21 protein-coding genes and 1 riboswitch are annotated in these 24747 nt (G+C 60.8%); of the genes, 10 read left to right on the forward strand and 11 right to left on the reverse strand.

Annotated elements, in window-relative coordinates:
• Positions 1-8: 8 nt before the first annotated feature.
• Together dhaK and ACJ8HN_RS17070 are read right to left on the reverse strand one after the other, a co-directional pair.
• Positions 9-1079 (reverse strand): dihydroxyacetone kinase subunit DhaK, encoded by a 1071-nt coding sequence (gene dhaK, locus ACJ8HN_RS17065; protein ID WP_033649064.1) that lies wholly within the window; start codon positions 1077-1079, stop codon positions 9-11.
• A 51-nt stretch (positions 1080-1130) separates the two neighbouring features.
• Positions 1131-2231, reverse strand: a complete 1101-nt coding sequence (locus ACJ8HN_RS17070; protein ID WP_103799150.1) for a glycerol dehydrogenase — start codon at positions 2229-2231, stop codon at positions 1131-1133.
• A 353-nt stretch (positions 2232-2584) separates the two neighbouring features.
• On the opposite strand from ACJ8HN_RS17070, the gene ACJ8HN_RS17075 reads away from it, so the two are divergent.
• Positions 2585-3247 carry a DUF1190 family protein gene (locus ACJ8HN_RS17075; RefSeq protein WP_025304315.1) on the forward strand — a complete coding sequence of 221 codons (663 nt, stop codon included), beginning with the start codon at positions 2585-2587 and terminating at the stop codon, positions 3245-3247.
• A gap of 3 nt (positions 3248-3250) precedes the next feature.
• Positions 3251-4411: a glutathionylspermidine synthase family protein gene (locus ACJ8HN_RS17080; protein ID WP_033649062.1), complete on the forward strand. Its 1161-nt coding sequence runs from the start codon at positions 3251-3253 to the stop codon at positions 4409-4411.
• A gap of 47 nt (positions 4412-4458) precedes the next feature.
• Here ACJ8HN_RS17080 and ygiD read toward each other — a convergent pair whose 3' ends face one another.
• A complete protein-coding gene (gene ygiD, locus ACJ8HN_RS17085) occupies positions 4459-5241 on the reverse strand; it encodes a 4,5-DOPA dioxygenase extradiol (protein WP_197841052.1) in 783 nt (260 codons plus the stop codon).
• A gap of 323 nt (positions 5242-5564) precedes the next feature.
• Here ygiD and ACJ8HN_RS17090 point away from each other — a divergent pair, with 323 nt between their 5' ends.
• Positions 5565-7097 carry an alkaline phosphatase gene (locus tag ACJ8HN_RS17090; protein ID WP_442523732.1) on the forward strand — a complete coding sequence of 511 codons (1533 nt, stop codon included), beginning with the start codon at positions 5565-5567 and terminating at the stop codon, positions 7095-7097.
• A gap of 53 nt (positions 7098-7150) precedes the next feature.
• Here the strand turns inward: ACJ8HN_RS17090 and ribB are convergent, their stop codons facing one another.
• The gene (gene ribB / locus ACJ8HN_RS17095) at positions 7151-7804 is read right to left on the reverse strand and encodes a 3,4-dihydroxy-2-butanone-4-phosphate synthase (protein ID WP_033636071.1); all 654 of its coding nucleotides are present in this window, start codon (positions 7802-7804) and stop codon (positions 7151-7153) included.
• A 109-nt stretch (positions 7805-7913) separates the two neighbouring features.
• Positions 7914-8074: riboswitch (FMN riboswitch) on the reverse strand.
• 147 nt (positions 8075-8221) lie between these two features.
• Here ribB and ubiK point away from each other — a divergent pair.
• Entirely contained in the window at positions 8222-8497 is a 276-nt protein-coding gene (gene ubiK, locus ACJ8HN_RS17100; RefSeq protein ID WP_033654817.1) for a ubiquinone biosynthesis accessory factor UbiK, read from the forward strand.
• Between the two features lie 58 nt (positions 8498-8555).
• Here ubiK and hldE read toward each other — a convergent pair whose 3' ends face one another.
• The 3 genes from hldE to ACJ8HN_RS17115 all read right to left on the reverse strand — a co-directional run bounded on the left by hldE (position 8556) and on the right by ACJ8HN_RS17115 (position 14254).
• On the reverse strand, positions 8556-9986 hold the full coding sequence (gene hldE, locus ACJ8HN_RS17105) for a bifunctional D-glycero-beta-D-manno-heptose-7-phosphate kinase/D-glycero-beta-D-manno-heptose 1-phosphate adenylyltransferase HldE (protein WP_442523733.1): 1431 nt from the start codon (positions 9984-9986) through the stop codon (positions 8556-8558).
• A gap of 77 nt (positions 9987-10063) precedes the next feature.
• Positions 10064-12901: a bifunctional [glutamate--ammonia ligase]-adenylyl-L-tyrosine phosphorylase/[glutamate--ammonia-ligase] adenylyltransferase gene (glnE, locus tag ACJ8HN_RS17110; protein WP_442523734.1), complete on the reverse strand. Its 2838-nt coding sequence runs from the start codon at positions 12899-12901 to the stop codon at positions 10064-10066.
• 45 nt (positions 12902-12946) lie between these two features.
• On the reverse strand, positions 12947-14254 hold the full coding sequence (locus ACJ8HN_RS17115) for a CYTH domain-containing protein (RefSeq protein ID WP_039569348.1): 1308 nt from the start codon (positions 14252-14254) through the stop codon (positions 12947-12949).
• A gap of 278 nt (positions 14255-14532) precedes the next feature.
• On the opposite strand from ACJ8HN_RS17115, the gene ACJ8HN_RS17120 reads away from it, so the two are divergent.
• Entirely contained in the window at positions 14533-15153 is a 621-nt protein-coding gene (locus ACJ8HN_RS17120; protein WP_019453078.1) for a TIGR04211 family SH3 domain-containing protein, read from the forward strand.
• A gap of 122 nt (positions 15154-15275) precedes the next feature.
• Positions 15276-16520 (forward strand): multifunctional CCA addition/repair protein, encoded by a 1245-nt coding sequence (locus tag ACJ8HN_RS17125; protein WP_442523735.1) that lies wholly within the window; start codon positions 15276-15278, stop codon positions 16518-16520.
• A 39-nt stretch (positions 16521-16559) separates the two neighbouring features.
• Here the strand turns inward: ACJ8HN_RS17125 and bacA are convergent, their stop codons facing one another.
• Positions 16560-17384 (reverse strand): undecaprenyl-diphosphate phosphatase, encoded by an 825-nt coding sequence (gene bacA, locus ACJ8HN_RS17130; RefSeq protein WP_041036750.1) that lies wholly within the window; start codon positions 17382-17384, stop codon positions 16560-16562.
• 136 nt (positions 17385-17520) lie between these two features.
• Positions 17521-17880 carry a bifunctional dihydroneopterin aldolase/7,8-dihydroneopterin epimerase gene (folB, locus tag ACJ8HN_RS17135; RefSeq protein ID WP_033636077.1) on the reverse strand — a complete coding sequence of 120 codons (360 nt, stop codon included), beginning with the start codon at positions 17878-17880 and terminating at the stop codon, positions 17521-17523.
• Between the two features lie 107 nt (positions 17881-17987).
• Between folB and plsY the strand changes: the two genes are divergently transcribed.
• Entirely contained in the window at positions 17988-18626 is a 639-nt protein-coding gene (gene plsY / locus ACJ8HN_RS17140; RefSeq protein WP_033636078.1) for a glycerol-3-phosphate 1-O-acyltransferase PlsY, read from the forward strand.
• Between the two features lie 30 nt (positions 18627-18656).
• Here the strand turns inward: plsY and tsaD are convergent, their stop codons facing one another.
• Positions 18657-19670: a tRNA (adenosine(37)-N6)-threonylcarbamoyltransferase complex transferase subunit TsaD gene (gene tsaD / locus ACJ8HN_RS17145; RefSeq protein ID WP_033654813.1), complete on the reverse strand. Its 1014-nt coding sequence runs from the start codon at positions 19668-19670 to the stop codon at positions 18657-18659.
• Between the two features lie 325 nt (positions 19671-19995).
• Here tsaD and rpsU point away from each other — a divergent pair, with 325 nt between their 5' ends.
• From rpsU to rpoD, 3 genes are all read left to right on the forward strand, one after another.
• A complete protein-coding gene (rpsU, locus tag ACJ8HN_RS17150) occupies positions 19996-20211 on the forward strand; it encodes a 30S ribosomal protein S21 (protein ID WP_001144069.1) in 216 nt (71 codons plus the stop codon).
• Positions 20212-20347: 136 nt separating this feature from the next.
• Positions 20348-22096 carry a DNA primase gene (gene dnaG / locus ACJ8HN_RS17155; RefSeq protein ID WP_025304325.1) on the forward strand — a complete coding sequence of 583 codons (1749 nt, stop codon included), beginning with the start codon at positions 20348-20350 and terminating at the stop codon, positions 22094-22096.
• 157 nt (positions 22097-22253) lie between these two features.
• Positions 22254-24095 carry an RNA polymerase sigma factor RpoD gene (rpoD, locus tag ACJ8HN_RS17160; protein ID WP_033636080.1) on the forward strand — a complete coding sequence of 614 codons (1842 nt, stop codon included), beginning with the start codon at positions 22254-22256 and terminating at the stop codon, positions 24093-24095.
• A 74-nt stretch (positions 24096-24169) separates the two neighbouring features.
• Here the strand turns inward: rpoD and mug are convergent, their stop codons facing one another.
• On the reverse strand, positions 24170-24658 hold the full coding sequence (gene mug / locus ACJ8HN_RS17165; protein ID WP_033649053.1) for a G/U mismatch-specific DNA glycosylase: 489 nt from the start codon (positions 24656-24658) through the stop codon (positions 24170-24172).
• Between the last annotated feature and the right edge of the window lie 89 nt (positions 24659-24747).

Raw genomic sequence — 24747 nt, forward strand, 5'->3', positions numbered from 1 at the left:
ATTCCTCCTCAGCAACCCCAACGCAGCGCAGGCGTTTTCACCGGCGCATCCCACAAGGACAACAGCTCGTCGTCCACGTTCAACAGCGTGATGGACACGCCCTGCATATCGAGCGAAGTGCAGTAAGAGCCCACCAGATTGCGCTCAATGATGATGCCCGCCTCGGCGCAGCGCTCCGCCAGCCGATGGTATACGCCGTACAGCTCAGACAGCGGCGTGGCGCCCAGGTTGTTGACCAGCGCGATGGCCCGATCGCCGCGCGTCAGCGGCTGCTTGGTCTGCATCTCGTCGCGCCACTCGCCCTGCTGACGATCCCAGACGCGGATCGTGCGCTGATAGTGGCCGTGGTCGATCAGCGTATGGAACATGTCGTCCACCGCCGCGTTCAGCGTGGTGAACGGGCGGCGCGCAATGCCCGGCTCGCCGTGAATGCCGACGCCGAACTCCATTTCGTTCTCCGCCAGGGTGAACGACGGTTTGCCGGCGGCCGGCACGGTACAAGCGCCCAGCGCGATGCCGATCGAATGCCCGTGGTTATTGATGCGATGCCCTAACGTCACCACGCTGTCCAGATCGTCGCCGCGCGCCGCGGCGGCGCCCAGCAGTTTCTCCATCAGCACGGTGTTGGCCACCCCGCGCCGCCCGGCGGTAAACAGGCTGTCTTTGACCGCCACGTCGTCATCCACCAGCACCGTCGCCACCGCGACACCGCTGTCGTGCAGCAGCTCGGTGGCGGTTTCGAAGTTGAGCACGTCGCCGGTGTAGTTCTTGATCAGCAGCAGCACCCCGGCGCCGCCGTCGATCGCCTGGCCGCACTCGTACATTTTATCCGGCGTCGGCGAGGTGAAAATCTCGCCCGGACAGGCGCCGTCGAGCATCCCTTCGCCGACGAAACCGCAGTGCATCGGCTCGTGGCCGCTGCCGCCGCCGGACAGGATCGCCACCTTGCCCGCCACCGGCGCATCGGCGCGGGTCACGAACAGCGGATCCGCGTGCACCAGCAACTCGGGATGGGCCTCCGCCAGCCCCTGCAACTGCTCTTCCAACACCGACTCGACCTGATTAATCAGTTTTTTCACGATGGTTTCCTCTGTAAGAACAGGGGCGCGGCGCACCGCGCCCCAACGATATCAATGATGCTGCAGCCAGGCGGCGCCCAGCCGATCCGCCGTCAGGATCGCCGCCTGCACGCCCGCGGGAGTAACCTTGAACGGCATGTTGTGAATGGTTTCGCCGGCGGCGCAGCTGGCTTCGGCCACCGCCATCATCTTCGCCGCCGCATCGCCGGTGACGCCCATCTGCGCCAGTGAGATCGGCAGGCCGATGCCATGACAAAACGCCAGCACGGTTTCAATCTGCGCCATCGGGCTGTTCTGCAGCACCAGCTGCGCCAGGGTGCCGAACGCCACTTTCTCACCGTGATACAGGTGGTGGCACTCTTCGAGCACGGTAAAACCGTTGTGAATGGCGTGCGCCGCCGCCAGCCCACTGCTCTCGAAGCCGATGCCGCTCAGATAGGTATTGGCCTCAATGATGCGTTCCACCGCTTCCGTCACCACGCCGGCCTCGACCGCCAGTTTGGCTTTCACCCCTTCCGCCAGCAGCGTGTCATAACACAGCCGCGCCAGGCTGAGCGCCGCCAGCGTCGATTTGCCGCCGGCCATGCTGGTGGCCTGGGCGTCGAAGCAGGCCTGCGCCTCGAAATAGGTGGAAAGTGCGTCGCCCATGCCGGCCACCAGCAGACGCACCGGCGCTTTGGCGATGATGGCGCTGTCCATCACCACCATGTCCGGGTTGCGCGGGTAAATCAGGTACTCGGCGAATTCGCCCTGTTCGGTGTAGAGAACCGACAGCGCGCTGGTCGGCGCATCGGTGGAGGCGATAGTGGGAATGAGCACCACCGGCAGCTGTTGGTAGTGCGCCACGGCCTTGGCGGTGTCGAGCGTCTTGCCGCCGCCGACGCCGATCACGCCGCGGCAGCCGTGAGCCTGCAGCTCATGCCCGAGCCGGTCTATCTCCTTGCGGCAGCATTCGCCGTTGAAGCGGGCCGCATGATGTTTCACGCCGTGCTGCTGCAGGCTGCCCATTAGGGTGTCGCCCGCCAGCTGCATCACGAAGTCGTCGGCGATCACCAGATAGTGATCGGCGAGGGATTTGGCGTATTCGCCGACGGCGGCCAGCGCATTGGCGCCCTGAATATATTTGCCTGGTGACTGGATGATTCTCAACATAACCGGATCCTTGTAGGGAGTTGGCGATGGTAACGTTCAGATATCAGGTGATGACGCGCCGACTTCGCCGCCGGCTTGTTGTTGTGCTTCGACTATGAGCGCCCGCCGCCCGCCTGGCGAGCTTCGCGATTTTTGTTCCATTATGGAACATCATCATAGCGACAACGTTTCATGATGAAACGCCAACGCGCGTTTTTTCGCCGCGAAAGCGAACTGGCGCACACCCCAACGTATAACTGCGTAAAGAGTCGATTCTGCGGGCGTTTCAGCTTTAATTTTGACCATGTTTCCCCTATCCTTAGCGCCACTACTGGGAAAGGGCGAAAACAGCCCGCATGATGGGATTGATAACGATGAAACGGACAAAAAACATCAACCAAGAGACGTTCCGCAAATCCTGGCGCAGCTACCGTGTCGCGCCCGTGGCTTTGGCGATCAGCGCCGTCTTTATGCTGGCCGGCTGCGAGAAGAGCGATGAAACGGTCTCCCTGTATCAGAATGCCGATGACTGTTCGCGCGCCAATCCTTCGATGAGCGAGCAGTGCACCACCTCCTACAACAACGCCCTGCAAGAAGCGGCGAAAACCGCGCCGAAATACGCCACCCGCGAAGACTGCGTCGCCGAGTTCGGCGAAGCGCAGTGCACCCAGGCACCGGCACAGGCCGGCATGGCGGCGGAATCGCAAAGCAGCGGCAGCTTCTGGATGCCGCTGATGGCGGGTTACATGATGGGCCGCCTGATGGGCGGCTCCGGCTTCGCGCAGCAGCCGCTGTTCACCTCCAAGAACGCCGCCAGCCCGGCGAACGGCAAGTTTGTCGACGCCAGCGGCAAGAGCTACGGCCCGGCCACCGCCGGCGGCCGCACCATGACGGTGCCGAAAACCGCCATGGCGCCGAAGCCTGCGGTCACCAACACCGTGACCCGCGGCGGTTTCGGCGAGACCGTAGCCAAGCAGACCAGCATGCAGCGCAGCAGCGCCACCTCCAACTCCGGCTCTCGCAGCATGGGCGGTTGATGCATGAAACGTATTGCTATTACCGAGCGCCCGGACTGGCGTGAAAAAGCGACCGAGTTCGGTTTCCGTTTCCACACCATGTACGGCGAGCCGTACTGGTGTGAAGACGCCTATTACCAGTTCACGCTGGCGCAGATTGAAGAGATCGAAAGCGCCACCGCCGAGCTGCACCAGATGTGCCTGCAGGTGGTGGAAAAAGTGGTCGGCAGCGACGAGCTGATGGCCAAGTTCTGCATCCCGAAACACACTTGGGAGTTCGTACGCAGCTCCTGGCGCACCAATCAGCCGTCGCTGTATTCGCGTCTCGATCTGGCCTATGACGGCGTCAACCCGCCGAAGCTGCTGGAGAACAACGCCGATACGCCAACCTCGCTGTATGAGGCGGCCTTTTTCCAGTGGCTGTGGCTGGAAGACCAGATCAACGCCGGCAAGTTGGATCCGGAATCGGATCAGTACAACAGCCTGCAGGAGAAGCTGATCGAGCGTTTCGCCGAACTGAAAGCGCATCACGGCTTCGGCCTGTTGCACCTGGCGTGCTGCCAGGACAGCGAAGAAGATCGCGGCACGGTGCAATATCTGCAGGACTGCGCGCAGGAAGCCGGTCTGCCGACCGAGTTCCTGTTCATGGAAGAGATTGGCCTCGGCGAGAAAGGCCAGTTTACCGATCTGCAGGATCAGGTGATCGGCAACCTGTTCAAGCTCTACCCGTGGGAATTCATGCTGCGCGAGATGTTCTCCACCAAGCTCGAAGACGCCGGCGTGCGCTGGCTGGAACCGGCCTGGAAGAGCATCATCTCCAACAAGGCGCTGCTGCCGCTGCTGTGGGAAATGTTCCCGAACCACCCGAATCTGTTGCCGGCTTATTTCGCGCAAGACGATCATCCGCCGATGGATCATTACGTCACCAAGCCGCTGTTCTCACGCGAAGGCGCGAACATTCAGATCGTCGAAAACGGTCAGGAAGTGGCGCGCGTCGATGGGCCATACGGCGAAGAGGGCATGATCGTGCAGCAGTTCCATCCGCTGCCGAAGTTCGAAGACAGCTACACGCTGATCGGCAGCTGGCTGGTGAACGATCAACCTTGCGGCATTGGCCTGCGCGAAGATCGCGAACTGATCACGCAGGATCTGTCGCGCTTCTATCCGCACACCATCCTCGGCTGATAGCCCCGCCGAGACCAAAACGCCAGTCTCTGACTGGCGTTTTTTCTTTAGCCCACCTGCACCGACAGCATGCTCAGCGCTCCCATTTCGATACCGTCGATCGGCACGCTGATGGCTTCTTTGCCATCCCAGCCGCCAAGCACGTACAGCAACGGCAGATAGTGTTCCGGCGTCGGATTCGACAGCGCCGCCCCCTCATGGCGCATGAAATCCACCAGCGGATGGTTTTCACCCCGATAACGCAGGTTATCCCGGACAAAGTTATTGAACGATTCCGCCCACGGGTAGGCGCTGGTATCGCCCTGCCATTTCACCATGCGCAGGTTGTGCACCACGTTGCCGCTGGCGACGATCATCACCCCCTCATCGCGCAGCGCCGCCAGTTTGCGCCCCAGCTCATAGTGATAGGCCGCCGGCTGCGTGCCGTCGACGCTGAGCTGCACCACCGGGATGTCAGCATTGGGGTACATCTTGATCAAGACGCCCCAGGTTCCGTGATCCAACCCCCACTCGCCGAGATCGGCCGTCACCGGCACCGGCGCCAACACTTGCTGCAGCTGCGCAGCCAGCGCGGGAGAGCCCGGCGCCGGATAACGGGTATCAAACAGCGCCTGCGGAAACCCGCCGAAGTCGTGAATGGTTTTGGGTTTTTCCATCGCGGTGACCGCAGTGCCGCGGGTATACCAATGCGCGGAAACCGCCACGATCGCCTTCGGGCGCGGCAATGACTCACCCAACGCACGCCATGCCCGGGTGTAGCGGTTGTCTTCAAGCACGTTCATCGGGCTACCGTGGCCAAGAAACAGTGCTGGCATACGAGAGGTGTTCATAGAGAGATCCTTAGTTCAAATTGTGCTATGCCGCTACATTACGCGCTTTGCCGCGCCAACACAGCCGGATAACCATGATGAAGATATTCAATAAATTTGAATTAAAAGCGGAGGAATGCACCGGCAGACAGAAAGATAAAAAATTAATATATTTCAATAGATTAATAAGATCAGTGAATGCCATGACATTACTGCCACACAGATCTAACTTGTGAATAATTTATGTATTTTTTGTTAACGCAATCTATACACTCCTCCTCTGCCGACGGGTAGCAGGCAACCCCGCCGCGCGATGGGAATTACGTCTCACCAAGGAGGAATTCATGTTCAGACTCACACTGGCAACCCGCCTGGCGCTTTCCATATCCTTGCTCACCGGCTGGACGGCCACCGCCGGCGCGGCGGACAACGCGCAGCTGACGCAGCGCGAAGATCCTTACTTCCTTCAGGCGCAAGCTCAGCTGCAACAGCGGCTGAAACAGACGCCAAACACCAACCGCGCCAAAAACGTCATTCTGGTGGTCGGCGACGGCATGGGGTTTTCCACCGTGACCGCCGCCCGCATTTTTGAAGGGCAGCAGCGCGGCGTGGACGGCGAATCCAACGTGCTGGCCTGGGAGGCCTTCCCCTATCTGGCTGCGGCCAAAACCTACTCCGCCGACGCCCAAATCACCGACTCCGCGCCCAGCGCGGTGGCGATGACCACCGGCGTCAAAACCATCAACGATCTGATGGGCCTCAACCATACGGCCACCCTCAACAATTGCGAGGATCAGCAAACCAAGACCGTCACCACGCTGTGGGAGATGGCCGCAACGCTCGGCATGGCCACCGGCGCCGTGACAACCGCGACCATCACCCACGCCACGCCGGGCGCGACCTATGCCCATATCGCCAACCGCGATTGGGAATCCGACGCCAAAATGCCGGCAGCGGCTCTGGCCGCAGGCTGCCGCGATATCGCGCGCCAGCTGGTGGAAATGAAGTACGGCGACGGCCTTAACGTGGCAATGGGCGGCGGGCGCGCCAACTTCCTGCCCGATAGCGTGAGCGATCCGGAATACCCCGGCAAGAAAGGCGCCAGAAAGGATGGCCGCGATCTGACGCAGGCCTGGCTACAACGCTATGGCGAGCGTGGGCAATATGTCTGGAATCAGGCGCAGTTCGACAAAATCGAACCGGGTAAGATCGATCATCTGCTGGCCCTGTTCGAGCCGTCGCACATGAACTTCGAGCACGATCGGCGGCAAGACGCGGCGGGAGAGCCTTCGCTGGCAGAAATGACCGGCAAGGCCATCGATATTCTGGCCAGGAATCCCGAAGGCTACCTGCTGTTGGTGGAGGGCGGACGCATCGATCACGGTAGCCACAACGGTAACGCCTACCGTACGCTGAGCGACGCGGTCGCCCTGAACGAGGCGGTGAAAACCATTGTCGACAAGGTCAACCTGGACGAAACCCTGGTGATCGTGACCGGCGATCACAGCCACACGTTGACCATCGCCGGCTATGCCAAGCGGGGTAATCCTATCCTCGGCATTTCCGTCGGCGTCGACGGCAAACCGCGGCTGGGTAGCGACGGCAAGCCTTACACCACCGTCGGCTTCGCCAATGGCCCCGGCGGCACGATCCCGCTGACCGAACGCCCGACATTGACCATGGAACAGGCCACCGCGCCCGACTTTATTCAGCCGGCGCTGGTGCCGCTGAAAAGCGAGACCCACGGCGGGGAAGATCTCGGCATCTACGCCATCGGCCCCTGGGCCCATCTGTTCCAGGGTACGGTGGAAGAGAACTACACCTTCCACGTGATGAATTACGCCAGCCGCATCGGCGAACGCCTGTCAGAACGATAGCCACAAAAAAGCCGCGTTACGCGGCTTTTTTTATCGTTGAAAGCGACCGGCTATCAGCTGGCCTTTTTCTCGTGCGCCTGGCGGTAGGCCACCAGATCCTCGATGGTCAGCACCACCATGTCGTGCTGTTTGGCGAAGGCGATCACTTCCGGCGCGTGCGCCATGCTGCCATCGTCGTTGGTCAGTTCACACAGCACGCCGGCAGGTTTGAAACCGGCCATGGAAACCAGATCGATGGTCGCCTCGGTGTGGCCGCGACGGCTCAGCACGCCGCCCGGCTGCGCGCGCAGCGGGAACACGTGGCCCGGACGGTTCAGATCGCTCGGCTTGGCGCTGTCTGCCACCGCCGCACGGATGGTGGTCAGGCGATCGGAAGCGGAAACCCCGGTGGTCACGCCCTGCGCCGCTTCGATGGTCACGGTGAAGGCGGTCTGGAATTGGCTGGAGTTGTTGGTCACCATCATCGGCAGCTCAAGCTGCTGACGGCGTTCTTCGGTGATGCACAGGCACACGATACCGCTGCCGTGGCGAATGGTCAGCGCCATCTGCTCAACGGTCATGGTTTCCGCGGCGAAGATCATGTCACCTTCGTTTTCACGGTTTTCATCATCGAGCACCATTACGCCGCGCCCGTTGCGCAGTGCGTCAATCGCGCGTTCAACGCGTTCTGTCGGCGTGCCGAAGTCTGAAAGTAGCGTCTGATTCATGGTAAAAAACCTCATTAAAAATTATGGATTACCAGAACCAGGGCGATCTTGAGGAGTAGCTAGCAATAGCTAAAAAAATAACGCAAGCGGGCGCAAGCCCGGCAGATACCGTTACTCTCTCCCATCCGGACTATAACCGTCGGCCCCGGAATTGCACCGGATCTGCTGACCTCTAACCGGCCTTTACAGGCTGGCTGAGCGCTCGCGGGCTTTCACCGTAGAAGGTGATTTACCGCCGGTGGGGACTTTCACCCCGCCCTGAGAATAAGCAGGATGACTATAACGCTAATGGGTAGACAGGGCAATTGGCAAAAGCACAATTCGGCCACGCGCGGCGAATGCGCTTAATGGTGTTTATCCGGCGGGCAACTCGCATTACACTAAGCGGCAGCAATTAAACTCTGAAAGGGATACGCCATGATTGACCCGAAAAAAATCGAACAAATCGCACGCCAGGTTCATGAGTCCATGCCTAAAGGCGTTCGTGAATTCGGGGAAGACGTTGAGAAAAAAATCCGTCAGGTGCTGCAGTCGCAGCTGACCCGCCTGGATTTGGTTAACCGCGAAGAGTTCGACGTGCAGACTCAGGTGCTGTTGCGCACCCGCGAGAAGCTGGCGCTGTTGGAACAGCGCCTGGCCGAGCTGGAAAGCAAGCTGAGCGCGGCGCCGGCCGCCAAGCAGGAAGACGAATAAATTCCCGCCAAGGGCGCGCACCTGAACCGCGCGCCCCTGTTCTTTCGGTCGCCCGGCGTTAGCCGCGCCCGTCTTTGATCGCTTTGATGATGTTGGTGGTCGACAGCCCGTCTTCAAAGTTCAACACTTTGACATCGCCGCCGTTGGCCCACACTTCCGCACTGCCGGCAATCTCTTCCGGTTTGTAATCGCCGCCTTTCACCAGCAGATCCGGCAGAATGTCGGCGATCAAGCGCTGCGGCGTGTCCTCTTCGAACGGCACCACCCAATCCACCGCTTCCAGCGCGCCCAGCACGATCATGCGATTCTCCAGCGCGTTGACCGGGCGTTTTTCCCCTTTCAGGCGTTTGGTCGAGGCGTCGCTGTTCACCGCCACGATCAGGCGGTCGCCCAGCTTGCGGGCGTTGGCCAGATAGGAGACGTGGCCGGCGTGCAGAATGTCGAAAATGCCGTTGGTCATCACCACTTTCTCGCCGCGCTGACGCGCCTGCGCCACGGCGTGTTTCAACTGCGCTTCGGTCATCACGCCAAAGCCGGTTTCGGCCCGGCCGCGCACCGCGTTTTCCAGCTCGATTGGCGACACGGTAGAGGTACCGAGCTTACCCACCACCACGCCGGCGGCGGCGTTGGCCAGGAAGCAGGACTCTTCCAGCGAATTGCCGGCGGCCAGCGAAGCGGCCAAGACGCCGATCACGGTGTCGCCGGCGCCGGTCACATCGAACACTTCCTGCGCCTGGGTCGGCAAGTGCAGCGGCTCAACGCCAGGCTGCAGCAGCGTCATGCCGTGTTCGGAACGGGTGACCAACAGCGCCGACAGCTCGAAATCCGCCACCAGCTTCATGCCGCGCGCCACCAGTTCCGCCTCATCCTTGCAGTGGCCCACCACCGCTTCGAACTCGGACAGGTTCGGCGTCAGCAGCGTCGCGCCGCGATAGCGCTCGAAGTCAGAGCCTTTCGGATCGATCAGCACCGGCACCTTGGCGGCGCGCGCCAGTTGGATCATGCCCTGCACCTGGCTGAGCGCGCCCTTGGCGTAATCGGACAGCACCAGCGCGCCGATCTGCGGCAGCGCCTGCTGAATGCGCTCCAGCATCGGCTGCGGATCGACGTTGGAGAAGCCTTCTTCGAAGTCGAGGCGGATCAGCTGCTGGTTGCGCGACAGCACGCGCAGCTTGGTGATGGTCGGATGGGTCGGCACCGAGACGAAGTCGCAGCGCACGTTGACTTCATTCAGCTTGGCGCTCAGCGCCCGCGCCGCATCGTCGATGCCGGTCAAGCCCACCAGGCGGGAATTGGCGCCCAGCGAAGCGATGTTCATCGCCACGTTAGCCGCGCCGCCGGGACGCTCTTCGATGGTGTCGACCTTGACCACCGGCACCGGGGCTTCCGGTGAAATGCGGCTGGTCGGCCCATACCAATAGCGATCCAACATGACGTCACCGACCACCAGCACACCGGCGCGGCGAAAATCAGGCAGCGTAACTTTCATCCGATAACTCCAAAAAAGAACAAAATTTTAGTGGCGCAGATATTACCACAGACCGCCGGAATACCCGCAAAAAGGTATTAATCCAGCCATTTGGTCCAGCTGGCGCGCACCTGCTCGCGCTCGGCGGTGAACAGCTCGCTGCCGACCTTGCCGGAATGCTCCTGCAGCGCCAGATGGTGGATCTCGTCGCGCATGGTGACATAGGCCTGGGTCAGCGCGCGCGCTTCCTCTTCCGGCATGATGTCGTAATTGGCCATCAGCTCGAAGATGCGCACGTTGTCTGACCAACGCGTCAGCCGCGGTTCACCCGGCGCATAGCGTAAGACCAGATATTGGGCGATAAATTCGATGTCGGTAATGCCGCCCTCATCGGTTTTGATATCAAACAGATCGCGCCGCTTGTTGCCGAGATGGTTGCGCATCTTTTCGCGCATCTCGCGCACTTCGCGCTTCAGGGTCTCCGCATCACGCGTTTTGCACAGGATTTCGCGCCGAATCGCGTCGAACTGCTGGTGCAGCGCCGGGTCGCCGTGCACGATGCGCGCGCGCACCAGAGCCTGATGCTCCCAGGTCCAGGCTTCGTTTTGCTGGTAATCGGCGAACGCCTCGACGGTGCTGACCAGCATCCCCGCGGCGCCGGAAGGCCGCAGACGCGCGTCCACCTCATACAGAATGCCGGAGGAAGTGCGGGTGCTGAACAGATGCATCACCCGCTGCGCCAGCCGCAGGTAGAACTGGCGGCCGTCGATGCAGCGATCGCCGTCGGTCATCACCTCCGGCGGGCAATCCAGCAGGAACACCAGATCGAGATCGGAACTGTAACCCAGCTCCCAGCCGCCCAGCTTGCCGTAGCCGATCACCGCAAAGCCGCGCCCTTCGCGCTCCTGCAGATGGGTCGGCTGGCCGTAGCGCGCCACCATGTCGCTCCAGGCCTGTTGCACCACCGCGTCGATGATCGCCTCCGCCAGATAAGTCAGGTGGTCGCTCACTTTCATCACCGGCAGCGCGCCGGCGATATCCGCTGCGGCGATGCGCAGCTGCTGCGCCTGTTTGAACTGGCGCAGCGCCTCCAGCTTTTGCTCTTCGTCGTCTTCCGGCACCCGCAGCAGGTACTGGCGCAGCTCGCTGCGGTAGGCGTCCAGCGCCACCGGCTGATACAGCGTGGCCGGATCCAGCAGTTCGTCCAGCAACAGCGGGTAGCGCGACAGCTGGTTGGCAACCATCGGCGAAGCGGCGCACAGACGGATCAGATGGCTGAGCGCCGCGTGGTACTCCACCAGCAGCTCGAGGTAAGTGGTGCGGGTGACGATGCTGAGCAGCAGCTGCGCCAGCCGCACCAGCGCGGTCGGCGCGTCCTGGCGCGGGCACACCTCCGCCAGCAGGCGCGGCATCAGCTGATCGAGCACGTCGCGGCCGCGCGGGCCGATGGTGCGCTTGTCGACATCATGGCGGAAATCGGCGATGGTGCGCAGCATCTGTCGGCGCCCCTCTTCGTCCAGGTGCGGCGTCAGCGGCGCCAGCTCGTTTTCCTCCAGCGCGTCCTGCCACAGGCTGTGATAGTGCTGGTAGTCGGGATCTTCGCCGATATCCGGGCTATCGTCGCCGATCAGATCGTCGAACACCGCCCGCACCGCCTGCATGTGCACCTCCAGCGTCGCCATCAGCGCCGGCCAATCCGCCAGCCCCATGCCGTAGGCCAGCCGCGCCTGGTCGAGCGCATCCTGCGGCAGCGTCTGGGTTTGCTGATCGCCGATCGCCTGCAGCAGATTCTCCAGCCGCCGCAGGAACAGGTAGGCGGCGCTCAGCGCCCGCACCTGCTCGGCCTCCAGCAGCCCCAGCTCACCCACCGCCTGCAGCGTCGGCAGCAGCGAACGCCCCTGCAGCGCCGGCTCACGGCCGCCGCGGATCAGCTGAAATACCTGGGTGATGAATTCGATTTCGCGAATGCCGCCGGCGCCCAGCTTGATGTTGTCCTTCAGGCCGCGCCGCCGCACTTCACGGGCGATCATGCCCTTCATGTTGCGCAAAGACTGGATGACGCTGAAATCGATATAGCGGCGGAACACGAACGGCCGCAGCGTTTTGCGCAGCTCCTGGCTGTAGGCGTCTTCCGCCCCGCCCATCAGGCGCGCCTTCACCATCGCATAGCGCTCCCAGTCGCGCCCCTGCTCCTGATAGTAGTCTTCCAGCGCCGCGAAGCTCATCACCAATGGGCCGCTGTCGCCGAACGGCCGCAGCCGCATGTCGACGCGATAGACGAAGCCGTCGATGGTCTGCTGATCCAGCGCCTTGATCAGCCGCTGGCCCAGGCGGGTGAAGAACTGGGCATTGTCCAGCTCGCGCCGCCCGCCCTGGGTCTGGCCGTTTTCCGGGTAGGCGAAGATCAGATCGATATCCGACGAGAAATTCAGCTCGCCGCCGCCCAGCTTGCCCATGCCGAGGATCAGCAGCGGCTGCGGTTCACCGGCGGCGTTGCACGGCGTGCCCCACTCGCGGCAACAGGTTTGGTACAGCCAGTCGCGCGCGCTGACGATCAGCGTCTCCGCCAGCCCGCTCAGCTGCAGTAGCGTTTCTTCGGTCGAACACAGCCCCTGCGCCTGCGCCCAGGCAATGCGCACCAGCGTTTCACGGCGAAACAGACGCAGCGTGCGCATCAGTTGCGCCTCATCGCGCACCTCTTCCAGCTCGTCCTGCAGCCAGGCGGCATAGTGTTGCCACTCACCGGGCGCCGGCGGCTGTTCGCGCAGCGTCGCCAGCCAGGCCGGCTGGGCGAGCAGTGCGTCGCTGACGAAGTCGCTCGACGCCAGCACCCACTGCTCCTGCTCGCTAAAGGCGCTGTCCGCGCCGTGAACTTCCTGAAAACGCTGCACAACCTGCTGTGCCTGAGCCTGTAACGCGGCTGAAAGTGGCGACATAGTGTATGACCCGTTCTGCGGCCCACGGCTGGCGGGCCGGCTTGATTAACGAAGCGCGCCGTTTAACCAGAATGGCGCATGCGATAAGGCCTGTTTGCGGCTGGCTTCATACCAGCCCTGACGGCGCTCGCTCAGCGCCGCCTGCAGTTCGCGCCAGGCCTCGATGTAAGGCCCGGTCTGCTCGTCGGGGTAAGCGCCCGACAGCAGGACCAGCGCCGAAATCTGACGCGTCAGGCGCGGCAATTGTTCCTGATATTCATCTTCGTTCAGCGTACGGCTGAAGGCCTCTTTCAACTCCGCGCCGCTGCGCCCCAGCATGATGTCGCTGAAGCGTTTGAAAGAACCGTCCAGCTTGGCCTGCCCTTTGGCGTCGATAAACGGCCGCCAGGCGCCGCTCACCAGCCATGATGTGAGCGCCAACTTACATTGCAGGTAGGCCGCGCTGTAGCACAGGCTCTCTGGTTGCGCGGCTTTGTCCGCCAACAGCGGCTCGAGCTCGGTCAGGCGGGCGCGCAGATCGGCGCTGGCCTTGCGCGGCACCAGGCCGCCGAAGATCACCAGCGCCTGGCGGATCGTGCCGACCGCCTCAATCACCGAAGCGCGCGCCTGCGCGTCGCCGCGCAGCCACAGCTCTTCATGGTACTGCCAGTGGCTCAGCGCCAGCTCGAAGGCGGCGATCATCCCCTGTTCGACGGTCGCCTTCGCCGCCGGCTTCAGCACCCGCAGCGGGCGCACCTCACGCGGCGGATTGCCCTGCGCCAGGTGGTAACCGCGCGCCGCCTTGCTCAGGCTGCCCTGACGCAGCCCGTCGTGCGCCGCCAGCTCACCGGCCAACGCCAGCAGATCGGCGGTATTGCCTTTCAGCAGCTCCAGCTCGATCTCGCTCAAGGCTTCGCTGAGATCACCGGCGCGCACCTCGCCCTGATCCAGGCCAATCTCTATCTCGCTTTGGCCGTAAGTAACCACCCACTTCTCACGCACGAAATCGGTACGGAACAGCGGTTGCAACGCCTGCTGCAACGCTGCGATATCGCAATCCTGCGGCCAAATGTCGGCAGGAAACTGCGCCAACGCCAGCTGCGGCTCGGCGATAGCGACATTGTATTCCGGGCGCTGGTGCAGGCCGCCCACCACTTTACCGGCGGTTTTGATGGTCATCTCATAGCGATCGTCGAAACCGCGAATGCGCAGCCCCATGTCATGACGGCGCAGGAAGTTGTCGGCCGTTTCGAAGTAGATGTTGGTCAGTTTTTGCGGCGCGGAATGCTGATGCGGCCAGGCGGCGAGCCAGTGTGGCAGAGCGGCCACCGCTTGCGGCGCGGCGATGAATTTCAGTTCAATTTCAACGGTCATAATTCTTTAACACCAATAAGTTATGCATTCACGTCGGTTTCAGCGCGGCGCGTTCGGCCCGCCGTATGCTGCCCACTGACGCACAGTTGCCGTTATCTTACCGCGATTCCCGGCACCTTAACCCTGCTAACTGTAGAAAAAACCTGTTACGTTATAAAACACTGCGCAACTCACAGAATCAGCCACAGTAAGATAGTTCTCATTCCGGTTTTGGCGTTGCGTCGTCAGACTGAACCCTCTACTATCGTTCCATAAATTCACCCAGAAACGATGAACTAATGCAGAAATTACGACTGATTTGCCTTGCCGCGCTGAGCTTCAGCATCACTTGGGCCGCACATGCCGAAGATAAACGCTATATCTCCGATGAGTTAAGCACTTACGTCCATAGCGGCCCAGGTAATCAGTACCGTATTGTCGGCACTCTCAACGCCGGTGAAGAAGTGACCCTGCTGAGCGTCAACGACAGCACCAACTACGGCCAGATCCGCGATCCGAAAGGCCGCACCACCTGGATCCCGCTCGATCAGCTCAGCCAGACGCCAAGCCTGCGCACCCGCGTGCCCGAGCTGGAACAGCAGGTGAAAACCCTGACCGACAAGCTGGCCAACATCGACAACACCTGGAACCAGCGTACCTCGGAAATGCAGGAAAAAGTCGCGGGCAGCGACAGCACCATCAGCAGCCTGCAGAAGGAAAACCAGGATCTGAAAAACCAGCTGGTGGTTGCGCAGAAGAAGGTCAACGCCGTTAACCTGCAGCTCGACGACAAGCAGCGCACCATTATCCTGCAGTGGTTCATGTACGGCGGCGGCGTCGCCGGCGTCGGTTTGCTGCTGGGCCTGCTGTTGCCGCACCTGATCCCGCGCCGCAAGAACAACAACCGCTGGATGAACTGATCTCAGTATCGTTCAGTTTGAGTATGGGCGCCTGCGGGCGCCCTTTTCATTGGCGCCGACATCCCGCGGCCAATTCATGTAATCTGATAGACAGAGCCTTACACGATATTCAGGAGTCAACAGTGCAGATTTATCTGGTCGGCGGCGCCGTTCGCGACAGCCTGCTCAATATTCCGGTGGTCGATCATGATTGGGTGGTGGTGGGCGCTACGCCGGCAGAGCTGCTGGCGTTGGGCTACCAGCAGGTCGGTAAAGATTTTCCGGTGTTCCTCAACCCCGACACCCACGAGGAGTACGCGCTGGCGCGCACCGAGCGCAAATCCGGCCAGGGGTACACCGGTTTTACCTGCTATGCCGCGCCGGACGTGACGCTGGAAGAAGATCTGCTGCGGCGCGATCTGACCATCAACGCCATCGCCCGCTCCGCCGAAGGAGAGCTGATTGATCCTTACGGCGGCGTGGCCGATCTGCAGGCGCGCGTGCTGCGCCACGTTTCCGACGCGTTCGGCGAAGATCCGCTGCGCGTACTGCGCGTGGCGCGATTCAATGCCCGCTTCGCCCATCTGGGTTTTCGCATCGCCGACGAAACGCTCGCCCTGATGCGCCAGATGGCGCACAGCGGTGAACTGGCCGCGCTGACCGCCGAACGCGTCTGGAAGGAAACCGAAAAGGCGCTGCAAAGCCAGAGCCCGCAGGTCTATTTTCAGGTGCTGCACGATTGCGGTGCACTGGCGGTGCTGTTCCCGGAAATCGACGCGCTGTTCGGCGTGCCGGCTCCCGCCAAGTGGCACCCGGAGATCGACACCGGCGTACACACGCTGATGGCGTTGGCGATTGCCGCCCGCCTCACGCCGGAGGTGGACGTGCGCTTCGCCACCCTGTGCCACGATCTCGGCAAAGGGTTGACGCCGAAAGAGTTCTGGCCGCATCACCACGGCCACGGCCCGGCGGGCGTGCGGCTGGTCGAAGCGCTGTGCCAGCGGCTGCGGGTGCCCAACCCGGTACGGGATTTGAGCAAGCTGGTGGCCGAGTACCATGATTTGATCCACACCGTGAACAAGCTGCGTCCGGAGACCCTGTTGAAGCTGTTCGACGCCATCGACGTCTGGCGCAAACCGCAACGGCTGGAGCAGATGATCCTGACCAGCGAAGCGGATGCGCGCGGCCGTACCGGCTTTGAGGAGAATCCTTATCCGCAGGGCGACTATCTGCGCCAGGCGTATCAGGTGGCGAACGCGGTATCTATTAAAGAAGTGGTAGCCAGCGGGCTGCAGGGCACCGCGATCCGCGACGAGCTCAAACGCCGTCGCCAGCAGGCGCTGGCCGACTGGAAGCTCAATCAAACCATCCTCAACGATCAGGCATAAAAAAACCCCGCAGAGCGGGGTTTTTTCCTGGCATCGGGCTTACAGGAACACCATGTAAACCACGGCCGCCACGATAAAGCGGTAGATGGCGAACGGCACGAACGAGATGCGTTTGATCAGCGACAGGAAGGTTTTGATCGCAATCAGCGCCACTACGAAGGCAGTAACGAAACCGACGGCGAACATCGGCAGGTCGCCCCAAGTCAGGAAGTGCAGGCTCTTATACAGATCCAGGCCGCTGGCACCAATCATCATTGGCACCGCCAAAATGAAGGAGAACTCGGACGCCGCATAGCGGTTCACGCCCACCAGCATACCGCCGGCGATAGTGGAACCCGAACGGGAGAAGCCCGGCCACAGCGCCAGGCACTGGAAGCAACCGATCAAAAACGCCTGCCGGTAGGTGATGTCATCCAGCCCTTCCGCACGCGGCTTCTTCGGCTTCAGCCATTCCGCCGTCAACAACAGCAGGCCGCCGACCACCAACGCGTACATCACGTTTTTCGGCGCGAACAGCGATTTAATGACATCGTGGAATATCAACCCCAGCACCACCGCCGGGATCATCGCCAACAGGATATGCCCCAGCTTCAGCCGGCCGTGGGTTTTGCCCTCGTGCTCCACCGGCTTGCCGCCGAAATGGATGCCGATCAGGCCGAACAACCGGCGCCAGAACATCACTACCACCGCCAGGATCGACCCCAGTTGGATGATGACTTCAAAGGTCTTGGCTTTGTCGCCGGTAAAGCCCAGCCACTCGCCAACGATGATCATATGCCCGGTGGAAGACACCGGCAGAAATTCGGTTAATCCCTCAACAACCCCAAGAACAAACGCAATAAACAGTGAATGCATGTCCGTCATGTGCTTCGCTCACCCCATAAATTTGCGACTAACATAAACATAAAAAAGCGGCAGTGCTTAAAGACAATGCCGCTAAAACAATTCTCAGGATTAAGACCAGCTTAACGGTCTTTCGTTGCAAGCAGATGACATAAAATCATGCGGGACGAGTGCCGCGCTCAATGATCACGCCGACCCGATTGGCATGTGCTACAGCGCCCGGTTTGCTGACCTTAATACGGACCCACGGGGAATTGAAGCGCTGAAGCAAAATTTCGGATATTTCCTCCGCCACGCGTTCCACCAGCGCGAACCGGTTCGATTCAACGTGCCGGATCACGGCGTCGCTGACGTCGGCATAGCTCAGACAGTCAGTTACGTCGTCGCTGGCGGCGGCCGGCCGGTTATCCCAGCCCATTTCGATATCGAACACCAGCTTCTGACGAATGCCCTGTTCCCACTCATAAACGCCAATGGTGGTAATTACGGTAAGCTCTTCAATAAATACGATATCCATCACGTCATTCTCTGTTTTTGGCCTTGCCGGATACCACTTCCAGCGGAATGTGCGTATTATCCATGGATGTTGCGAGTAAAACGACCATTATTAAACGGAACCGCGTTATGAGTGCTACCGCGCTTGGCATGATTATCTTCGCGTATCTGTGCGGCTCGATTTCCAGTGCGATCCTGGTTTGCCGGATCGCCAGGCTGCCGGATCCGCGTGAACATGGCTCAGGAAACCCCGGGGCGACCAACGTCCTGCGCATCGGCGGCCGGCTGGCGGCGGCGGCGGTGCTGGTGTTCGATATTCTGAAAGGGATGCTGCCGGTCTGGCTGGCCTACAAGCTCGATGTGCCGCCGCTGTACCTCGGCCTGACGGCGATCGCCGCCTGCCTGGGGCACATCTATCCGGTGTTCTTCCACTTCCGCGGCGGTAAAGGCGTGGCGACGGCATTTGGCGCCATCGCGCCTATCGGCTGGGATCTGACCGGCCTGATGACCGGTACCTGGCTGTTGACGGTGCTGCTCAGCGGTTACTCTTCGCTCGGCGCCATCGTCAGCGCGCTGATCGCCCCGTTCTACGTCTGGTGGTTCAAACCGCAGTTCACCTTCCCGGTGGCGATGCTCTCCTGCCTGATCCTGATGCGGCATCACGACAATATTCAGCGCCTGTGGCGCGGCCAGGAAGGCAAGATTTGGGGCAAGCTGCGCAAGAAGAAAAACGACGCTGATAACGGCGACCAGCCGAAAGACGAATAGCAGAAGGGCCGGATAATCCGGCCCTTTGTTTTATACCGCAGGCAATTCCGCCAGCGGCCAGCGCGGCCGCACCGAAACGCTCAGCTCCGGGTTGGCGCCGCTCTTCAGGCGCACCATGCCGGCATAGGCGATCATCGCGCCGTTGTCGGTGCAAAATTCCGGGCGGGCATAGAACACTTCCCCACCGCGTTTATGCATCATCTCCGCCAGTTTGGCGCGCAGCGTGCGGTTGGCGCTTACGCCGCCGGCCATCACCAGGCGCTTGAAGCCGGTCTGCTCCAGCGCGCGTTTGCATTTGATCGCCAGCGTATCCACCACCGCATCCTCGAAGGCGCGGGCGATGTCGGCACGCGTCTGATCGTCGTTGCCGTTGGAGCGGATGGTGTTGGCGGCGAAGGTTTTCAGCCCGGAGAAACTGAAGTCCAGCCCCGGACGATCGGTCATCGGCCGCGGGAAGGTGAAGCGCCCCGCCGTGCCCTGCTGCGCCATCTTCGACAGCATCGGCCCGCCGGGATAATCCAGGCCGAGCAGCTTGGCGGTCTTGTCGAACGCTTCGCCGGCCGCGTCGTCGATCGACTCGCCCAGCAGCTCATACTCACCGATGCCGGTGACGCTGATCAACTGGGTGTGGCCGCCGGAGACCAGCAGCGCAACGAACGGGAACGCCGGCGGATTGTCTTCCAGCATCGGTGCCAGCAGGTGGCCTTCCATATGATGCACCGGCACCGCCGGCACGTTCCAGGCGAACGCCAGCGCGCGCCCGACGGTCGCGCCGACCAGCAGCGCCCCCACCAGGCCCGGCCCGGCGGTGTAGGCCACGCCGTCGATGTCGGCCGGGGTCAGGTTGGCCTCTTTCAGCGCCGCCTGAATCAGCGGCACGGTTTTGCGCACGTGATCGCGGGAGGCCAGTTCCGGCACCACGCCGCCGTAGTCGGCGTGCAGCTTCACCTGGCTGTATAATTGGTTGGCCAACAAACCGGTTTGATCGTCATACACTGCAATTCCGGTTTCATCGCAGGACGTTTCTATACCCAGTACTCGCATTACATTTCCCATCATTCACGTGCGGCCGCCAGTCTACCACATTCCGCCGTATTTACCGCCAGCGCGGCGCATCTTGTCACCGGCTCGCACCTATGTCGATGATTCATCCAGAAAATGCCCAGGCGATTAAACACGAGCATTTTTTTCTGATTAGTCTATAATCAGCGCCCGGTGCAAAATTGCGCACGTTGCGGCAGAGCGACGCGGGTTTCAATTTGCTGTGGTGCTTTACAAAGCAGCATCCATTGGAGTAAAATTCCGCACCATTTTGAAAAGGCTGGCGCTTGGCCAGCAGCAAACCGAATTTTATTGAGGTGAGAGGCACATGCCGGTAATTAAAGTACGTGAAAACGAGCCATTTGACGTTGCTCTGCGTCGTTTCAAACGCTCTTGCGAAAAAGCGGGTGTTTTAGCTGAAGTTCGTCGTCGTGAGTTTTATGAAAAACCAACTACCGAACGTAAACGCGCTAAAGCTTCTGCTGTGAAACGTCACGCGAAGAAACTGGCTCGCGAAAACGCACGCCGCACTCGTCTGTATTAATTCTTCGGGGGCAACCCCACCGCGTGAATTTCTGATTTTCAAAATCGCGCAGACCGAGTAGTTGCATACGAAGGCCGTGCTTTCCGAAAGGAATGCGCGGCTTGTTCTCGTTTATAGGCTAATGAAGTAAGGGCTTATGGCTGGACGAATTCCGCGCGTATTTATCAATGACTTGCTGGCTCGCACCGACATCGTCGATCTGATCGACGCCCGCGTGAAGCTCAAGAAGCAAGGCAAGAACTACCACGCGTGCTGTCCGTTCCACCACGAAAAGACGCCTTCATTTACCGTTAATGGCGAAAAGCAGTTTTATCACTGTTTTGGGTGTGGTGCGCACGGCAACGCCGTCGACTTTTTGATGAATTACGACCGGCTTGAGTTTGTCGAAACCATCGAAGAGCTGGCGACCATGCACGGGCTGGAAGTGCCTTACGAAGCGGGCACCGGGCCAACCCAGATCGAACGCCATCAGCGCCAGAGCCTGTACCAACTGATGGAGCAGCTCAGCGCGTTCTATCAACAGTCACTGCAGCAGTCCTCCGGGGCACCGGCGCGCAGCTATTTGCAGCAGCGCGGATTAAGTGACGACGTTATTCGCCATTTCGCCATCGGCTTCGCGCCGGCGGGATGGGACAACGCCCTGAAGCGTTTCGGCCGCGACGCCGACTCGCGCCGCGCATTGAACGATGCCGGCATGCTGGTGACTAACGATCAGGGGCGTTCGTACGACCGTTTCCGCGAACGGGTGATGTTCCCCATCCGCGACAAACGCGGGCGCGTGATCGCCTTCGGCGGCCGCGTATTGGGCGATGGCATGCCGAAGTACCTGAACTCGCCGGAAACCGAAGTTTTCCATAAGGGCCGCCAGCTTTACGGCCTGTATGAAGCACAGCAGAACCACCCTACCCTGCAGCGGCTGCTGGTGGTGGAAGGGTATATGGACGTGGTGGCGTTGGCGCAATTCGGCATCGATTATGCCGTCGCCTCGCTCGGAACCTCGACGACGGCTGAACACATTCAGCTGCTGTTCCGCGCCACCGACAACGTCGTCTGCTGTTACGACGGCGACCGCGCCGGCCGCGAAGCGGCATGGCGGGCGTTGGAAACCGCGTTGCCGTACCTGAACGACGGGCGCCAGCTGCGGTTCATGTTTTTGCCTGACGGCGAAGACCCGGACACCCTGGTGCGCAAGGAAGGCAAAGAAGCCTTCGAACAGCGAATGGAGCAGGCGCAGCCGCTGTCCACTTTCCTGTTCGAAAGCCTGCTGCCGCAGGTGGATCTGAGCAGCCCGGACGGGCGCGCCAAGCTGAGCACGCTGGCGCTGCCGCTGATTACTCAGGTGCCGGGCGAAACGTTGCGCTTGTACCTGCGCCAGGAGCTCGGCAACAAGCTGGGGCTGCTGGACGACAGCCAGCTCGACAAGCTGATGCCCAAGCAGGCGGAAAATGCGAATCCTTATCAGGCGCCCCAGCTAAAACGCACAACCATGCGTATACTGATAGGGCTACTGGTGCAAAATCCGCAGTTGGCTACACTTATCCCTTCGCTTGAAGGGCTGGAGCAGACCAAACAGGCGGGATTGCCGCTGTTCGTCGAACTGGTGCAGACCTGTTTGGCGCAGCCGGGCCTGACGACCGGGCAATTGCTGGAGCTGTATCGCGACAACAAATTCAGCCAGCAGCTTGAAACCTTGGCGACCTGGAACCATATGATCGTTGAGGATATGGTCGAGCAGACCTTTTTGGATACGTTGGCCAGCCTGTACGACTCGGTGCTCGAGCAACGGCTGGAAACGCTGATCGCCCAGGCCAGAACGCGCGGCCTGAGCCCGGAGGAACGTGAAGAAGTCCGTTCCCTCAACCAGGTTTTAGCGAAGAAAAACTGAATACCAAACGGCTTAAGTGCCGATAATTGCGAGGGCAGAGCCCTGCACAGTGCCGCCATAGTGGGCCGCGGCGATAACGAAAACGCCCCAAATGCTATTGTTGGCGGTTTCGCCGACCGACACCAACCTAAATACTCTGAAGTGTGGATACCGTCTTATGGAGCAAAACCCGCAGTCACAGCTGAAGCTACTTGTCACCCGTGGTAAGGAGCAAGGCTATCTGACCTATGCTGAGGTCAATGACCATCTGCCGGAAGATATCGTCGACTCCGATCAGATCGAAGACATCATCCAGATGATTAACGACATGGGCATCCAGGTGATGGAAGAAGCACCGGACGCCGATGACCTGCTGCTCGCCGAAAACTCGAACAGCACGGACGAAGATGCGGAAGAAGCCGCCGCACAGGTTCTGTCCAGCGTGGAATCCGAAATCGGCCGCACCACCGACCCGGTGCGCATGTACATGCGCGAAATGGGTACCGTCGAACTGCTGACGCGCGAAGGCGAAATCGACATCGCCAAGCGCATCGAAGACGGCATCAACCAGGTGCAGTGCTCGGTTGCCGAATACCCGGAAGCCATTACCTACCTGCTTGAACAGTACGATCGCGTCGAAGCGGGCGAAGCGCGCCTGTCCGACCTGATCACCGGCTTCGTCGATCCTAACGCGGAAGAGGACATCGCCCCAACCGCCACCCACATCGGTTCCGAACTGTCGAGCGAAGAGCAAGACGACGACGAAGAAGATGAGGATGCCGAAGAGGACGACACCGAAGACGACAACAGCATCGATCCTGAGCTGGCGCGTCAGAAGTTCGCCGAGCTGCGCGATCAGTATGAAGCGACGCGCTTGGTGATCAAAAAGAACGGCCGCAGCCACGCCAGCGCCGCGGACGAGATCCTGAAGCTGTCCGAAGTGTTCAAGCAGTTCCGCCTGGTGCCGAAACAGTTCGACTTCCTGGTCAACAGCATGCGCACCATGATGGACCGCGTTCGCACCCAGGAACGCATCATCATGAAGCTGTGCGTTGAACAGTGCAAAATGCCGAAGAAAAACTTCGTCACCCTGTTCGCCGGCAACGAAACCAGCGATTCCTGGTTCGAAGCCGCGCTGGCGATGGCCAAGCCATGGTCGGAAAAGCTGAAAGACGTAGCCGAAGACGTGCAGCGCAGCCTGCAGAAACTGCGTCAGATCGAAGAAGAAACCGGCCTGACCATTGAGCAGGTCAAAGACATCAACCGTCGCATGTCGATCGGTGAAGCGAAAGCCCGCCGCGCGAAGAAAGAGATGGTTGAGGCCAACCTGCGTCTGGTTATTTCCATCGCCAAGAAATACACCAACCGCGGCCTGCAGTTCCTGGATCTGATCCAGGAAGGCAACATCGGCCTGATGAAAGCGGTAGACAAGTTCGAATACCGCCGCGGCTACAAGTTCTCGACGTACGCCACCTGGTGGATCCGTCAGGCTATCACCCGCTCCATCGCCGACCAGGCGCGCACCATTCGTATTCCGGTGCATATGATTGAGACCATCAACAAGCTCAACCGTATTTCGCGCCAGATGCTGCAAGAGATGGGCCGCGAGCCGACGCCGGAAGAGCTGGCCGAGCGCATGCTGATGCCGGAAGACAAGATCCGCAAGGTGCTGAAGATCGCCAAAGAGCCAATCTCGATGGAGACGCCGATCGGCGACGACGAAGATTCGCATCTGGGCGACTTCATCGAGGATACCACCCTCGAGCTGCCGCTGGATTCCGCGACCTCGGAAAGCCTGCGTTCCGCCACCCACGACGTGCTGGCCGGCCTGACCGCGCGCGAAGCGAAAGTGCTGCGCATGCGTTTCGGTATCGACATGAACACCGACCACACGCTGGAAGAGGTAGGCAAGCAGTTTGACGTTACCCGTGAGCGTATCCGTCAGATCGAAGCCAAGGCGCTGCGCAAGCTGCGTCACCCAAGCCGCTCCGAAGTGCTGCGCAGCTTCCTGGACGACTAAGTCCGGCTGCCGCACCAAAAACAAAAACCCCGGCCTGCCGGGGTTTTTTTATGCCCTGAATACGCCTCGCCGCATCATTGCAGCGCCAGGAACAGCTCGCGATAGCTGGCGGTGAGCTGCTCCAGGGTGGCGCGGTTCAATCCGCTGGGGTTGGGCAATACCCACACCTCGGTTTCCCCCAACGTCAGCGTCTGCTTGCCCCAGGGCGCATTTTTCACCCCGAAGGCGGTGGTGAACGCCTGCTTGCCCAAAATCGCCAGCGCGCGCGGCTGATAGCGCAGGATCTTCTCTTGCAGCGCCTCACCGCCGCTACGCAGCTCGTCGCGCGACAGCTCGCTGGCCGCCACCGTCGGGCGCGCCACCAGCGCGGTAATGCCGCAGCCGTTGTCCTTCAACTGCTGCCACTGCTCCGGCGCCAGCTGGCTCTCGGTAAAGCCGGCCTGATGGATCACCTTCCAGAAGCGATTGCTGCCGTTGGCGAAAGGATAGCCCTGATGGGCGGAAGAAAGGCCGGGGTTGATGCCGCAAAACACCACCCGCAGATTGGGCGCCAGAAGTTCCATGAGTGTCGTGAGTCCATTGCAGGGATTTACTGCGGTTATCGCAAAATCCGCCAGCAATTACAACAGGCTAGAACTGTGCAGAAAAGCAA

Origin of the sequence: Serratia sp. CY29653 (assembly GCF_052169255.1) — a bacterium.
Classification (GTDB): domain Bacteria; phylum Pseudomonadota; class Gammaproteobacteria; order Enterobacterales; family Enterobacteriaceae; genus Serratia; species Serratia sarumanii.

Coding starts and splice junctions, on each gene's coding strand:
- ACJ8HN_RS17070 (WP_103799150.1), bottom strand. CDS start 2,231: ATGTTGAGAATCATCCAGTCACCAGGCAAATATATTCAGGGCGCCAAT.
- ACJ8HN_RS17075 (WP_025304315.1), top strand. CDS start 2,585: ATGAAACGGACAAAAAACATCAACCAAGAGACGTTCCGCAAATCCTGG.
- ACJ8HN_RS17080 (WP_033649062.1), top strand. CDS start 3,251: ATGAAACGTATTGCTATTACCGAGCGCCCGGACTGGCGTGAAAAAGCG.
- ygiD (WP_197841052.1), bottom strand. CDS start 5,241: ATGAACACCTCTCGTATGCCAGCACTGTTTCTTGGCCACGGTAGCCCG.
- ACJ8HN_RS17090 (WP_442523732.1), top strand. CDS start 5,565: ATGTTCAGACTCACACTGGCAACCCGCCTGGCGCTTTCCATATCCTTG.
- ribB (WP_033636071.1), bottom strand. CDS start 7,804: ATGAATCAGACGCTACTTTCAGACTTCGGCACGCCGACAGAACGCGTT.
- ubiK (WP_033654817.1), top strand. CDS start 8,222: ATGATTGACCCGAAAAAAATCGAACAAATCGCACGCCAGGTTCATGAG.
- hldE (WP_442523733.1), bottom strand. CDS start 9,986: ATGAAAGTTACGCTGCCTGATTTTCGCCGCGCCGGTGTGCTGGTGGTC.
- glnE (WP_442523734.1), bottom strand. CDS start 12,901: ATGTCGCCACTTTCAGCCGCGTTACAGGCTCAGGCACAGCAGGTTGTG.
- ACJ8HN_RS17115 (WP_039569348.1), bottom strand. CDS start 14,254: ATGACCGTTGAAATTGAACTGAAATTCATCGCCGCGCCGCAAGCGGTG.
- ACJ8HN_RS17120 (WP_019453078.1), top strand. CDS start 14,533: ATGCAGAAATTACGACTGATTTGCCTTGCCGCGCTGAGCTTCAGCATC.
- bacA (WP_041036750.1), bottom strand. CDS start 17,384: ATGACGGACATGCATTCACTGTTTATTGCGTTTGTTCTTGGGGTTGTT.
- folB (WP_033636077.1), bottom strand. CDS start 17,880: ATGGATATCGTATTTATTGAAGAGCTTACCGTAATTACCACCATTGGC.
- plsY (WP_033636078.1), top strand. CDS start 17,988: ATGAGTGCTACCGCGCTTGGCATGATTATCTTCGCGTATCTGTGCGGC.
- tsaD (WP_033654813.1), bottom strand. CDS start 19,670: ATGCGAGTACTGGGTATAGAAACGTCCTGCGATGAAACCGGAATTGCA.
- rpsU (WP_001144069.1), top strand. CDS start 19,996: ATGCCGGTAATTAAAGTACGTGAAAACGAGCCATTTGACGTTGCTCTG.
- dnaG (WP_025304325.1), top strand. CDS start 20,348: ATGGCTGGACGAATTCCGCGCGTATTTATCAATGACTTGCTGGCTCGC.
- rpoD (WP_033636080.1), top strand. CDS start 22,254: ATGGAGCAAAACCCGCAGTCACAGCTGAAGCTACTTGTCACCCGTGGT.
- mug (WP_033649053.1), bottom strand. CDS start 24,658: ATGGAACTTCTGGCGCCCAATCTGCGGGTGGTGTTTTGCGGCATCAAC.